The organism is Mesorhizobium sp. 2RAF45 (assembly GCF_052115225.1).
In the GTDB taxonomy this organism is placed as follows: Bacteria; Pseudomonadota; Alphaproteobacteria; order Rhizobiales; family Rhizobiaceae; genus Mesorhizobium; species Mesorhizobium jarvisii.
In genome coordinates this window covers 224942-237303 of record NZ_JBFRGG010000003.1, presented here as the reverse complement: position 1 = coordinate 237303, position 12362 = coordinate 224942, and the positions used below count along the sequence as shown (strand labels likewise).

Sequence of the window (12362 nt, the reverse complement as noted above, 5' to 3'; positions counted from 1 at the left end):
CCGGCTTTTGATTTTGGCGTGGCGGTATAGTTTGGCAAAAGGAACAACCGGAGGAATGGTCATGAACCGTCGCGACTTTCTTTTGAGCGGTGCCGCCGCCCTTGGCGTCGTCGGGGCCGCCGCAACCATGCTGCGCATGGGCGCTCCGCAGCCCGCGCTGGCGGCCGAAAAATTCGAGATCACCAAGACGGATGACGAGTGGAAAGCCATCCTGTCGCCTGCCGCCTTCGACGTGCTGCGCAAGCAAGGCACGGAATATCCGGGCACCAGCCCGCTGCTCAACGAGCACCGCAAGGGTATCTTCGCCTGTGCCGGCTGCGACCTGCCGGTCTACCCCTCTGAGACGAAATTCGATTCCGGCACCGGCTGGCCGAGCTTCTGGCAGGAGATCGCCAACGGCATCGGCAAGACCGAGGACAGGTCGCTCGGCATGACCCGCACCGAGGTGCATTGCCGCCGCTGCGGCGGCCATCTCGGCCACGTCTTCGACGACGGTCCGGCGCCGACCGGCCTGCGCCACTGCATCAACGGCGTGGCGCTGACCTTCAAGCCGGCCACGGCCTGACGAAATTCGACCGGAAACGAAAAACTCCGGGTCTTGCGGCCCGGAGTTTTTTGCGCGGTCAGAGCTTTCGGGCGTGGACTGGAGGAGCTTCCCGAAACCGCTGCCCACGTCTGTGTTTCTGTCTTGACGCAATTCCTGTGGGAAAACCGCTTCACACTTATCCTGGAATTGCTTAGTGCCCGCCACCTCCGCCACCACCGGGCGCGGCCGGCTTGTTGATCAGCATCGTGAACAGGCCGAGCGTCGCGAACAGCACCGTCAGCATGTAGAACACGTCCATGAAGGACAGCAGCGCCGCCTGCTGCTGGACCATGCCCGACAGCTTGGAGATCGCCGCGCTGGCCGCATCCAGGCCAGTGGTCTGTTCGAAGTTCAGCGTCATGTTCTGCAGCTTGGTCTGCGCGGCGGCACTGCCCCACTGCACATGCTCTGCGAGCCTCGCATAGTGGAAGGCGTTGCGGTCGATCAGCACGGTGTTGATGAGGGCAAGGCCGACAGCGCCGCCGAGGTTGCGGGTGAGGTTGAACAGGCCGGAGGCGTTCTTCAGCCGGTCGGGCGGCAAGGTGCCGAGCGCGATGTTGTTGATCGGCACCATGCACAGCATCATCGAGCAGCCGCGCAGGATCTGCGGGATGAGCAGTTCGTAGAAATCCCAGTCGGCGGTCAGATGCGTCATCCACCAGGTGCCGGTGGCGAAGCCGAAGAAGCCGATCATCATCATCAGCCGCAAGTCCATCTTGCTCGACAGGATGCCGGAGATCGGCGCGGTGACGAACATCGCCAGGCCGCTGACGAACAGCGCCTCGCCGATCATCATCGAATCATAGCCGCGGATACGGCCGAGGAAGACCGGATAGAGATAGGTCAGGCCGTAGAGGCCGATGCCGATGACGAAGGAAAACAGCGAGCCGAAGGCAAAGTTGACGTTGCTGAAGGCCCGGAGGTCGACGATCGGCTCCTCGGCGGCGAAGACACGCCAGAAGAAGATCACCGCGCCGACGCTCATGACAATGGCGCAGATGAACACGCCCTGGTCCTGCAGCCAGTCATTGTTCGGACCCTCTTCCAGCACATATTCCATACAGCCGAGGAAGGCCGCCATTCCGGCGAGGCCCCACCAGTCGAACTTGTTGAACAGCTTGAGATTGGGCTTGTCGAAATCGATCAGCGCCCAGGCGGCGCTCGCCACCAGGATGCCGGGCACGACATTGACCAGGAACAGCCAGTGCCATGAAAAGGCGTGGCTGATATAGCCGCCGACGGTCGGGCCGATGGTCGGCGCCAGCGTCGCCACCAGGCCGATCATCGGCGAGACGACGGCGCGCTTGGAAGGCGGGAAGATGGTGAAGGCCGCGGCAAAGACGCTCGGGATCATGCCGCCGCCGATGAAGCCCTGCACGGCGCGGTAGACGATCATCTGGTCGATGTTGGTGGCGGTCGCGGCAAGCGCGCTGGCCGCGGTGAAGCCGGCGGCGGCGATGGTGAACAGCACGCGCGTCGACAGCATGCGGCTGAGGAAGCCCGACAGCGGGATCATGACCACCTCGGCAATCAGATAGGCCGTCTGCACCCACGGAATTTCATCGGAGCTGGCGCTGAGGCCCGCCTGGATCTCGGCCAGCGAAGCCGAGACGATCTGGATGTCCAGGATCGCCATGAACATGCCGAACACCATCGCCAGGAAGGCGATGACGCGGCGTGTGGAGATGGTGTCAGGGACCGCCGGTCTTGCCGGCGGCGATCCTGCGGTGGTGGTAGCGGTTGCCATTTCATGGGCCTCCTTGAGGCCGGCCGGGCGGCCCAGCGCTTCATCAGCCGCCGAGCCACCCTCCGAAAGCGCTTAGTTGGTCGTCGCGGCAGGTGCGGTGCGGCTGTCAACGTTGACGACAACGCTGAGGCCAGCACGCAGCTTGCCGGTCTTCAGGGCATCGGCCGGCACGTCGATGCGGACCGGGACGCGCTGCACAACCTTGGTGAAGTTGCCGGTGGCGTTTTCCGGCGGCAGGAGCGAGAAGACCGCGCCTGAAGCCGGAGCGAGCGACGAGACGGTTCCCTGGATGGGATGGCCGTCGATGGCGTCGACCGAGATGTTGACCTTTTCGCCCGGAACCAGCCGGGCAAGCTGCGTCTCCTTGAAGTTGGCGACGATGTAGAGCTTGTCCAACGGCACGACGACGGCGAGCTTCTGGCCGGGGCTGACAAGATCGCCCTGCTCGACCGAGCGGTTGCCGACGACGCCTTCATAAGGCGCCTTGAGCACGGTGAAGGACAGGTCGCGCGCGGCCTTGTCGCGGCTGAGCTGCAGCGAAGCGAGCGTGCTCGCCGACTCGGCGCGCTGCGCCTCGAACACGCCGATATTGGCCTGTGCAGCGGCGATCTGCGCATCGGCGCCAACCAACGCGGCATTGGCCTGGTCGAGCGCAGTCTGGGCATCGTCCAGTTGCGCCTGCGTGCCGACATGCGTCTTGACCAGTTGCGCGGCGCGCTGCTGGGCACGGGCGGCGTTGTCGGCCGCGGCCTGGTCGGCGACCTTCTGCGCCTGCGCCTGCTGCAGGGAGGCCTGCGCCGCCTTGGTCTGCGCGTCGATGCGGTCGAGCGTCTTGGACAATGTGGCGATCTGCGCTTCGGCCTGGGCAACGGCGATCTTGTAGTCGCCATCGTCGATCGTCAGCAGCGGGTCGCCGGCCTTGACCAGCTGGTTCTCGCTGACCTTGACCTGATCGACATAGCCGGAGATCTTGGGCGAAACGAACGCCATGTCGGCCTGGACATAGGCATCGTCGGTCGAGATCATGAAACGGCCCGTGGTCCAGTAGTCATAACCGTACCAGGCGCCACCGCTCAGGAGGGCAAGGCCGATGATCGGCAACAGGAAGGAACGCACCGAGCGCTTCTTCTTGGCTGGAGCTTCGGCCGCCGGCGGCGGTGCCACGGGCAGGACGGGAATCTCCGGTGCTTCCGTCGCCGGAGCGACCTTGGCGTTGGGGAAGGGGCGGACTTCGGCTGTGTTGGGCGCGTTCGAGGACATGACATCTCTCTAAAGTAATAATACTGAACCGTTCGGTTCGATCCGGCCGTTGACATAGCGTGAAAAGAGGACCATATCAAGGGGCAATCGAACCGGTTGGTTCGAATTATTTTCGAGGTGTGACTTTTATGGCCGAGACAACGCCTGACGTCGAAACCGACAACTGCAACGACCTGCTGGAAAGCCTGCGCCGCGGCCGCCCGGCGGCCGGACAGGATCCGGCCAAGCGCAGCCAGATCATCGACGGCGCCCGCCGAGTCTTCATAGACAAGGGCTTCGAGGCCGCCTCGATGAACGACATCACGCGCGAGGCCGGCGTTTCGAAGGGCACCATCTATGTCTACTTCGCCAACAAGGAAGAGCTGTTCGAAGCGCTGATCGAGGAAGAGCGCGGCACCATCTTCAAGAATATGTACGACATGCTCGACCGCGCCGACGATCTGCGCCAGACCCTGGTGAAGTTCGGCAAGGTGCTGTCGATGAAGATCACCTCGGCCAGGGTCATCCAGGCGCAACGCACGGTGATCGGCGCCTCCGACAGGATCCCCGACATGGGCGCGCGGTTTTACGAACGCGGCCCCAAACGCGGCCATGACAAGGTGGTGGAGTTTCTCAATGCCGCCATCGAACGCGGCCTGCTCAAGATCGACGATGTCGATCTTGCCGCCTACCAGTTTACCGAACTGTGCCTGGCCGGCCTCTTCCGGCAGTGCATCTTCGCCTACCGCACCAAGGCTCCGAGCGACGAAGAGATCGACCACATCGTCAGGTCGGGCGTCGGCATGTTCCTGAAGAACTATGGCACCGAACGGCTCGCGGAGGAAGAAAGCCACCAGATGATTGCGCTGGAGGCAAAGGCCTAGAGCGTTTCACCGTTTCATGGAAACGGCGAACCACTCTAACTCTTAGTTTGACGCAATTCCCAAGGGAAAACCGCTCACACTTTTCCTGGAATTGCTCTAGCCGCCATTGGCGGCAAGCACGATGGCGGCCTGCAATTCCTCCAGCCCCTCGCCCTTTTCCGATGACGTCGCCAGGACGAACGGAAACGCCGCCGGCCGTTTCTTGATCTTTTGCAGCGTCTCCTCGATCAGCCGCGGCACGCCGGCGACCTTGATCTTGTCGGTCTTGGTCAGCACGATCTGGTAGGACACCGCCGCCTTGTCGAGCAGCGACAGCACCTCGTCGTCCTTGGCCTTGATGCCATGGCGGGCGTCGATCAGCACATAGACCCGCTTCAGCGTGACCCGGCCCTTGAGATAGTCGAAGACCAGCTTGGTCCACTCGTCGACTTTCTCCTTGGGCGCGGTGGCGTAGCCGTAGCCCGGCATGTCGACCAGCGCCATCGGCGGCAGGTCAGCGCCCTCGCCGGAAAATCCGTCCGGCACGAAATAATTCAATTCCTGCGTGCGCCCCGGCGTGTTGGAGGTGCGCGCCAGCCCCTTCTGGTTGACCAGGGCGTTGATCAGCGACGATTTGCCGACATTGGAGCGGCCGGCAAAGGCGATTTCCGGCGGCCCTTCCGGCGGCAGGAACTTCATGGCCGGCACGCCGCGGATGAAGATCCACCCGCGCGTGAACAGGTCGGTGGTGATCACAGTGCTGTTCAGAGCGTTCAAGCTGCTGCCTCCAGAAGAGAGATATCGGCGCCCCTGATGGCATCGAGGTTGCGGCCGATCTTGTCCACGGGCCAATGCCACCATGCCAGTGCCAGCAACCGCCTGATCGTCCTGTCGTCGAAACGCATCTTCACCACCTTGGCGGCGTTGCCGGCGACAATGGCATAGGGCGGCACATCATGCGTCACCACGGATTTGGCGGCGATGATGGCGCCATGGCCGATTTCCACGCCGGGCAGGATAACCGCCTCCATGCCGATCCAGACATCGCTGCCGACCACCGTGTCGCCGCGCACCTCCTTCGACCATGTCGCCGGGTCAAAGCCTTTTTCCCAGCCATGGCCGAAAATGTTGAACGGATAGGTGGAAAAGCCGGACATTGCGTGGTTGGCGCCGTTCATGATGAAGCGCGCGCCTTCGGCGATGGCGCAGAACTTGCCGATGATGAGCTTGTCGCCGATGAAGGGATAGTGGTGCAGCACGCATTTCTGCGCGAATTTGTCCGGTCCGTCCGGGTCGTCATAATAGGTGAAGTCGCCGATCTCGATGTTCGGCTCCGTCACCAGCGGCTTCAGGAAGCCGACGCGCGTGTGCATCGGGATCGGGTGCTTGATGTCGGGGTTGGGTCCGTCCATGTCGGGTCGTCCGGGAATTGGCAGACAGGCGCATCCGAACCGGAGGCGCCTGGTCAAAATAACGTGATCCGCCCTATAGCACCAATCGGCCGGGGTGCGAGTCTTCCGTGCGTGCCAGGCTCATTTGTCGCCGCGGCAGATCACGATCGGATTGGACAGCGCGCTGTCGAAACCGCTGCCCTGGTAGACGGTGACGTTGGCCGCACCTGGCGGCAGCAGGAACGTGCCTTCGACGACCTTCTGGTCGCCCGCCATGGTGTGGAGAGCCCAGCTAAACGTGCAGAATTGCGGCGGTGCCGCGGGTTCGACGTGGCTGCAGTTCAGCTGCGCGCCACCCAGCATGGCGGCGCCGCCGCAGCTCACCGCCTCCTTTGCAACCGCGATGCCGGGACACCCGACGAGAGCCGTCACGGCTGCGATCCTGATCCAGTTCATCGTCGAAATCCTTGCCGGAAAAATTCGCGCCGCAGGGGCGCCTCTTCCGTGTCGTGGCCCATGCGATTTTTGGCCACCGCGGCTTAGTCCGTCTTGCACGCGCCGTCCAGCGGGATTATGTGCATGATGATAATAAGCATGCTCACGAAAACTTGTCCGTAGATCCTGATCTCTTCCCATGTCCTCCTCGCCCCATATCAGCTTCGTGCTGCACAACGTCGCGCGCCTGCTTCGAACGCGGTTCGAGCAGCGTTTGCGGGCGTCGGGGCTGAGCCGTCCCCAATCGCAGGTGCTGGCCTGGCTGCCTTACCTGGCCCCGCTGGTCCACCGGCTGCTCGAGATCATGCGCGGCAACGGCCGGAGAACGCGAGACGAGGCCTTCGCCGGCCCTTCTCCTGAAACACGGCAGCATCGGCTGCAAACCCCAAACTTTATCAAATCCAATCTGCTCGCGGCTCGCACCCAGCCAGCCGGCGACCGGGAGAAAGTCCATGGCTGAATCAACATCCCCCAAGAAGCCTGCCGAAAACGACCCCGCCACGGGTCGCCCCGGCGACCAGATCATCCGGCTGGACAGCGAGCGCGAACAGAGGCGTGCCAATGTCGTCATCGACAATGACGAGCTGGAAGCGCCGGTTGCGCCGCAGCCGGCGGCACTCGAGGCGCCGACCAAGGAGCCGCAGCCGCAGCCGGCTCCTATCGCCGTTGCCCCTCCCGCTGCTGCCCCGGCCAAGCCGAAGCGCAGTCTGAAGCGGCCGGTGCTGTTTGCCTTGCTTCCCATCGCGCTCGCCGTAGGCGGCTATTACTACGTGACCGGCGGCCAGGTGATGACGACCGACAATGCCTACATCCAGGCCCAGTCGCTCGGTGTGTCCACCGACGTCTCCGGCACCGTGCAGGAGATTGACGTGCACGAGAACCAGGTGGTGAAGAGGGGCGACGTGCTGTTCCGCCTGCGGCCGGCCTCCTTCGAAACCGCTCTTGCCGCCGCCCAGGCCCAGCTCGGGACGGTGCGCAACCAGGTGCTGACCCTGCAGGCGAGCTACCAGCAGTCGCTGTCGCAGATCGAACAGGCGCAGGCCGACATTCCCTATTACGAGGCCGCCTTCCAGCGGCAGCAGGACCTTCTCAAGACCTCCACCGCCTCCAAGGCGTCTTTCGATAGCGCCCAGCACGACCTCGTCGCGGCGCGCCAGAAAGTGGCCGTCGCCAAGGCGCAGGCGCAGGCCACGCTTGCCCAGCTGGGCGGCGACGCAAACCAGCCGGTGGAAAAGAACCCGTTCTACCTGCAGGCCCAGTCGGGCGTCGACGATGCGCAGCGCGACCTCGCCGATTCCGTGGTCAAGGCGCCGTTCGACGGTGTCGTCACCAATGTCGATGCGCTTCAGGTCGGCAAATATCTGCCGGCCTCGCAACCGGCCTTCAGCCTGGTTTCGTCGACGGATCTGTGGATCGAGGCGGAGCCGAAGGAAACCGAACTGACCTATGTGCGGCCGGGACAGACGGCGACGATCAGTGTCGACACCTATCCAGGCGCCGTCTGGCACGGCACGGTTGCCTCGATCAGCCCGGCCTCGTCGTCGAGCTTCTCACTGCTGCCGGCGCAGAACACCACCGGCAACTGGGTCAAGGTCGTGCAGCGCATCCCAATGCGCGTGACGGTCGACGACACCAAGGGCAATCCGCCGCTGCGCGGCGGCATGAGCGTGGTGGTCGACGTCGAGACCGGCCATGCGCGCGGCCTGCCGGACTTCGTCACCAACCTCATCGACCGGTTCGGACAAAAATCATGACCAGCGCGACCGCGGCAGGTGCCACACCGGTGGTCGCCAATCGCGGCGCCATCACGGCTTGCGTGATCCTGGCGGTCATCATGCAGGCGCTGGACACGACCATCGCCAATGTGGCGCTGCCCTACATACAGGGCAGCGTTTCGGCCAGCGCCGATCAGATCAATTGGGTGCTGACCTCCTATATCGTCGCGGCCGCCGTCATGACGCCGCCTTCGGGCTACCTTGCCAACCGCTTCGGCCGCAAGCGCATCCTGTTGACCTCGATCACCGGCTTCGTGGTCGCCTCGGTGCTGTGCGGCTTCGCGCAGTCGCTGCCGCAGATCGTCGGCTTCCGCCTGCTGCAGGGCCTGTTCGGCGCCGCACTGGTGCCGCTGTCGCAGAGCATCCTGCTCGACATCTACAGCGTGGAGGAGCGGGGCTCGGCGATGGCGCTGTTCGGCGTGTCGGTGATGGTCGGGCCGGTGTTGGGCCCGGTCATCGGCGGCTGGCTGACCGAGAACGTCTCCTGGCGCTGGGTGTTCTACATCAACGTGCCGATCGGAGCGCTGGCTTTCGCCGGCGTATCGCTGTTCGTGCTGGAAACCAAGCTGGACATCAAGGCAAAGCTCGACTGGCTGGGTTTCGGCATGCTCAGCATCACCATCGCGGCGCTGCAAATGTTTCTCGACCGCGGCGAGCAGCTCAACTGGTTCTCCTCATCCGAGATCATCGTCGAGGCGCTGATCTGCGCGTCGGCCTTCTACATCTTCCTCGTCCACACCTTCACCGCCAAGAACACCTTCGTGAACCCGCGGCTGTTCCTGGACCGGAATTTCGCCGTCGGCATGATCTTCATCTTCATCGTCGGCATCACCTATCTCGCCTCGCTGGCGCTGATGACACCCTATCTACAGACGCTGATGGGCTATCCGGTGGTGACGGCCGGCATCGTCATGGGCCCGCGCGGCCTCGGCACGATGGCGTGCATGTTCCTGGTCGGCAGGCTGGTCGGCAAGGTGGACACACGCTGGCTGCTGTTCATCGGCCTCGCGATCACCGCCTGGGCGATGTACGACATGACCGGCTGGACGCCCGATGTCTCGCAATGGACGATCATCAGCACCGGCTTCATCCAGGGTGCGGGGCTCGGCTTCCTGTTCGTGCCGCTGACCACCATCACCTTCGCCACGCTGGCGCCGGAACGGCGGGCGGAAGGCACCGGGCTTTACAATTTGTCGCGAAATATCGGCTCCAGCGTCGGCATCTCGGTGGTCACCGCGCTGCTGACGCAGAACGTGCAGATCAACCATGCCAACATCGCCACCTATGTGACGCCCTTCAACCAGGCATTCGGCAATCCGGCGATCGCGCAGGCGATGAACCCCTACACCGCCGCCGGTCGCGCAGCACTGGACGGCGTGGTAACGCTGCAGGCGACCGTTATCAGCTATATAGACGACTTCAAGCTGATGATGATCCTGTCGCTGGCCGCCATCCCGCTGGTACTCTTGCTGCGCAAGCCAGGCACGCCGGCAAAGGTCGACCATAGTGCCGTGATGGAATGATGGGCTGGAAGCGGTCGAAGTTCGATCGCTGAAGCCAAGCGTCTTCACGGTACGTATAAGGAAAGCGGGGCCCTGTGAGGGACTACAGGACCCCGGCCTCGCCGAGAACGACTTCCCCAAGAAACTTGGCACCTCGTCACGAGGCGGGGATGGCAGGCCAAGAAAGCCCCAACGACCTGCCACTGCCCCTTTCACCGGAAGCCGTTACTTCGGCAACAGCACCTTATTGACGACATGGATGACGCCGTTCGACTGGTTGACGTCGGCGATGGTCACCTTCGCCTCGCCGCCGGACTCATCCATGATGAAGAGCTTGCCCTTCTTGACCTCGGCGGTGAGCGTGTCGCCCGAGACGGTCTTCATCTCGTATTTGCCGCCCATCGCCTTGGCCTGCTTCATCATCTCGGCGCCCGAGATCTTGCCAGCCACGACATGCGCGGTCAGGACCTTGGTGAGCTTGTCCTTGTTCTCGGGCTTGAGCAGCGTGTCGACCGTGCCGGCCGGCAGTGCCGCGAAGGCCTCGTTGGTCGGTGCGAAGACGGTGAACGGGCCGGCACCCTGCAGCGTGTCCACCAGCCCGGCGGCCTTGACGGCGGCGACGAGCGTGGTGTGGTCCTTCGAATTCACGGCGTTCTCGACGATGTTCTTGGTGGTGTACATCGGCGCCCCACCGACATTGGGGTTCTTGGCGTAGGCGGGGGCGGCAATCGCCACGCCGGCGACGAGAGCGGAAATGGCGATGATCTTGAATGACGGCAAGCGCATGTGGTCTTCCTCCGGGTGAGGGCTGATCGGAATTGATAGCCTTTGGAAATGCACACGCAGTCACGCTCCGCGACCGCTCGCAGTTTCGCCGATCACGGGAACGTGAACGGATATCCACCCAAAGAAAAAGCCCGGACGAACCGGGCTTTCGCGAAGAGAGAGCTTCTATTCCGCCGGTGACGGTTTCTTTTTGAACAGGGCCATCAGATTGTCCCATAGCTCGATCTTGGCGCCCTGGCGCTTCATGATCACACCCTGCTGCAGGATCGACAGCGTGTTGTTCCAGGCCCAGTAGATGACCAGGCCGGCCGGGAAGCCCGCCATCATGAAGGTGAAGATAACAGGCATCCAGGTGAAGATCGCGGCCTGCGTCGGATCCGGCGGCGTCGGGTTCATGCGCATCTGCAGGAACATGGTGACGCCCATGATCAGCGGCCACACGCCGATCATCAGCATGTGCGGCAACGTCACCGGGATCAGGCCGAACAGGTTGAACAGCGACGTCGGATCGGGCGCGGCCAGATCCTGGATCCAGCCGAAGAACGGCGCGTGCCGCATCTCGATGGTGATGTAGAGCACCTTGTAGAGCGAGAAGAAGACCGGGATCTGCAGCGCCACCGGCCAGCAGCCGGCAAGCGGATTGATCTTCTCGGTCTTGTACAGCTCCATCATCGCCTGCTGCTGCTTCATCTTGTCGTCCGCGTATTTCTCGCGGATCTCCAGCATCTTGGGCTGCACCTTCTTCATGTTCGCCATCGACGCGTAGGACTTGTTGGCGAGCGGGAAGAAGATGGCCTTGACGATAACGGTGGTGGCGAGGATCGCCAGGCCGAAATTGCCGAAGAATTTGTAGAGCGTGTCGATCAGCCAGAACATCGGCTTGGTGATGAAATAGAACCAGCCCCAGTCGATCAGCAGATTGAACTGACGAATATGACGGTCCGCCTCGTAGGCGTTGATCTTGGCGACTTCCTTGGCGCCGGCGAAGATCTCAGTCTCCACCGTCGCGGACTGGCCGGCCTCGACATTGATGGCATCGGTCAGGAAGTCGGACTGGTAGCGGTGCCGGCCGTCCTCGAAAAAGGCGTAGCGCGGCTGGAAAGGCTGCTTTTCGGTCGGCACCAGCGTGACGGCCCAGTATTTGTCGGTGATGCCGAGCCAGCCATCGGTCGACTTGCCGGGCGTAATCTGCTTGTCGGATTCGATCTTGGCGTATTTGTACTCGGCCAGGCCCTCGGTGCCGGTAACGCCGATCAGACCTTCGTGCAGCACATAGGTGCTGGCAACGGCGGGCTTGTCGTAGCGCGTGACGCGGCCGTAATTGAACAGCGAAACCGCGCTCGAGCCGGAATTCTGCACCGTGTCCGACACCGTGAACATGTAATTGGCGTCGACGGAGAAGATGCGCTTGAAGGTCAGGCCCTTGTCGTTGGTGTAGGTGAGCGTCACCGGCGTCGATGGGGTCAGCGTCGGGTTGCCCTCGACATTCCACACCGTTTCGGCACCCGGTACCGTACCCGTCTTGTCGTTGCCGACGAAGCCGATCTCGGCGAAATAGCCGGTGGGCAGCGCCTGCGGGTTGAGCAGTTCGATCTCGGGCGAATTCTTGTCGACGGTCTCGGTGTAGTGCTTGAGCTTGAGGTCGTCGAGGCGCGCGCCAGTCAGGTTGATCGAGCCCTCGAGGCTCGGCGTGTCGATCTTGACGCGCTTGGAAGCGGCCAGCGCCTGATCGCGGCCAGCAGCGGTGACGGTGTCACCGCCGGGCGCGTTGGGAATGGTGCCCGGCGCCGGAGCCGGCGTTCCAGCACCCGGATTGGCGGCCTCGGCCGCCTTCTTCTGCTCTTCCACCCGCTGCTGCTCGATCTTGGCGGCCTCGCGCTGCTGCTCCACGCGCGGGTTCATGTAGAAAACCTGCCACAAAGTCAGGATCAGCACCGACAGCGCGATGGTGATGAAGAAGTTCCGGTTGTTTTCCATC

General features: G+C 63.1%; 12 protein-coding genes. 5 read left to right on the top strand and 7 right to left on the bottom strand.

The genetic code is table 11. The annotated features are described in order from the left end of the window. Nucleotides 1-61: 61 nt before the first annotated feature. Complete coding sequence (msrB, locus tag AB4Z43_RS10555; RefSeq protein ID WP_019862438.1) at nucleotides 62-565, top strand: peptide-methionine (R)-S-oxide reductase MsrB; 504 nt, start codon at nucleotides 62-64, stop codon at nucleotides 563-565. Nucleotides 566-737: 172 nt separating this feature from the next. Here the strand turns inward: msrB and AB4Z43_RS10550 are convergent, their stop codons facing one another. Continuing rightward, entirely contained in the window at nucleotides 738-2333 is a 1596-nt protein-coding gene (locus AB4Z43_RS10550) for a DHA2 family efflux MFS transporter permease subunit (RefSeq protein ID WP_441937329.1), read from the bottom strand. A 72-nt stretch (nucleotides 2334-2405) separates the two neighbouring features. Then, the gene (locus AB4Z43_RS10545; protein WP_064985282.1) at nucleotides 2406-3593 is read right to left on the bottom strand and encodes an HlyD family secretion protein; all 1188 of its coding nucleotides are present in this window, start codon (nucleotides 3591-3593) and stop codon (nucleotides 2406-2408) included. Between the two features lie 128 nt (nucleotides 3594-3721). On the opposite strand from AB4Z43_RS10545, the gene AB4Z43_RS10540 reads away from it, so the two are divergent. Further along, nucleotides 3722-4456, top strand: coding sequence for a TetR/AcrR family transcriptional regulator (locus AB4Z43_RS10540; protein WP_019862434.1), 735 nt, complete (start codon nucleotides 3722-3724; stop codon nucleotides 4454-4456). A gap of 96 nt (nucleotides 4457-4552) precedes the next feature. Here AB4Z43_RS10540 and yihA read toward each other — a convergent pair whose 3' ends face one another. The 3 genes from yihA to AB4Z43_RS10525 form a co-directional block, all read right to left on the bottom strand. Further along, nucleotides 4553-5212, bottom strand: a complete 660-nt coding sequence (gene yihA, locus AB4Z43_RS10535) for a ribosome biogenesis GTP-binding protein YihA/YsxC (RefSeq protein ID WP_019862432.1) — start codon at nucleotides 5210-5212, stop codon at nucleotides 4553-4555. Then, a complete protein-coding gene (locus AB4Z43_RS10530) occupies nucleotides 5209-5847 on the bottom strand; it encodes a CatB-related O-acetyltransferase (RefSeq protein WP_019862431.1) in 639 nt (212 codons plus the stop codon). The genes yihA and AB4Z43_RS10530 overlap by 4 nt, the downstream gene beginning before the upstream one ends. A 120-nt stretch (nucleotides 5848-5967) precedes the next feature. Further along, on the bottom strand, nucleotides 5968-6282 hold the full coding sequence (locus tag AB4Z43_RS10525; RefSeq protein ID WP_019862430.1) for a hypothetical protein: 315 nt from the start codon (nucleotides 6280-6282) through the stop codon (nucleotides 5968-5970). A 178-nt stretch (nucleotides 6283-6460) separates the two neighbouring features. On the opposite strand from AB4Z43_RS10525, the gene AB4Z43_RS10520 reads away from it, so the two are divergent. The 3 genes from AB4Z43_RS10520 to AB4Z43_RS10510 are packed head-to-tail and all read left to right on the top strand — an operon-like array spanning nucleotide 6461 to nucleotide 9619. After that, complete coding sequence (locus AB4Z43_RS10520; RefSeq protein ID WP_441937325.1) at nucleotides 6461-6781, top strand: hypothetical protein; 321 nt, start codon at nucleotides 6461-6463, stop codon at nucleotides 6779-6781. Further along, a complete protein-coding gene (locus AB4Z43_RS10515) occupies nucleotides 6774-8075 on the top strand; it encodes an HlyD family secretion protein (RefSeq protein ID WP_441937324.1) in 1302 nt (433 codons plus the stop codon). The genes AB4Z43_RS10520 and AB4Z43_RS10515 overlap by 8 nt, the downstream gene beginning before the upstream one ends. Further along, on the top strand, nucleotides 8072-9619 hold the full coding sequence (locus AB4Z43_RS10510) for a DHA2 family efflux MFS transporter permease subunit (RefSeq protein ID WP_038651159.1): 1548 nt from the start codon (nucleotides 8072-8074) through the stop codon (nucleotides 9617-9619). Before AB4Z43_RS10515 ends, AB4Z43_RS10510 begins: the two co-directional genes overlap by 4 nt. A gap of 204 nt (nucleotides 9620-9823) precedes the next feature. Here the strand turns inward: AB4Z43_RS10510 and AB4Z43_RS10505 are convergent, their stop codons facing one another. Together AB4Z43_RS10505 and yidC are read right to left on the bottom strand one after the other, a co-directional pair. Further along, the gene (locus tag AB4Z43_RS10505; protein WP_441937323.1) at nucleotides 9824-10384 is read right to left on the bottom strand and encodes a fasciclin domain-containing protein; all 561 of its coding nucleotides are present in this window, start codon (nucleotides 10382-10384) and stop codon (nucleotides 9824-9826) included. Nucleotides 10385-10549: 165 nt separating this feature from the next. Further along, nucleotides 10550-12361: a membrane protein insertase YidC gene (gene yidC / locus AB4Z43_RS10500; RefSeq protein WP_019862425.1), complete on the bottom strand. Its 1812-nt coding sequence runs from the start codon at nucleotides 12359-12361 to the stop codon at nucleotides 10550-10552. Between the last annotated feature and the right edge of the window lies 1 nt (nucleotide 12362).

What these genes read in the sequence shown, in the direction of transcription:
- AB4Z43_RS10520 (WP_441937325.1), top strand. Translation starts at nt 6,461, where the DNA reads ATGTCCTCCTCGCCCCATATCAGCTTCGTGCTGCACAACGTCGCGCGC.
- AB4Z43_RS10510 (WP_038651159.1), top strand. Translation starts at nt 8,072, where the DNA reads ATGACCAGCGCGACCGCGGCAGGTGCCACACCGGTGGTCGCCAATCGC.
- AB4Z43_RS10545 (WP_064985282.1), bottom strand. Translation starts at nt 3,593, where the DNA reads ATGTCCTCGAACGCGCCCAACACAGCCGAAGTCCGCCCCTTCCCCAAC.
- AB4Z43_RS10525 (WP_019862430.1), bottom strand. Translation starts at nt 6,282, where the DNA reads ATGAACTGGATCAGGATCGCAGCCGTGACGGCTCTCGTCGGGTGTCCC.
- AB4Z43_RS10505 (WP_441937323.1), bottom strand. Translation starts at nt 10,384, where the DNA reads ATGCGCTTGCCGTCATTCAAGATCATCGCCATTTCCGCTCTCGTCGCC.
- yidC (WP_019862425.1), bottom strand. Translation starts at nt 12,361, where the DNA reads ATGGAAAACAACCGGAACTTCTTCATCACCATCGCGCTGTCGGTGCTG.
- AB4Z43_RS10540 (WP_019862434.1), top strand. Translation starts at nt 3,722, where the DNA reads ATGGCCGAGACAACGCCTGACGTCGAAACCGACAACTGCAACGACCTG.
- AB4Z43_RS10515 (WP_441937324.1), top strand. Translation starts at nt 6,774, where the DNA reads ATGGCTGAATCAACATCCCCCAAGAAGCCTGCCGAAAACGACCCCGCC.
- AB4Z43_RS10550 (WP_441937329.1), bottom strand. Translation starts at nt 2,333, where the DNA reads ATGGCAACCGCTACCACCACCGCAGGATCGCCGCCGGCAAGACCGGCG.
- AB4Z43_RS10530 (WP_019862431.1), bottom strand. Translation starts at nt 5,847, where the DNA reads ATGGACGGACCCAACCCCGACATCAAGCACCCGATCCCGATGCACACG.
- msrB (WP_019862438.1), top strand. Translation starts at nt 62, where the DNA reads ATGAACCGTCGCGACTTTCTTTTGAGCGGTGCCGCCGCCCTTGGCGTC.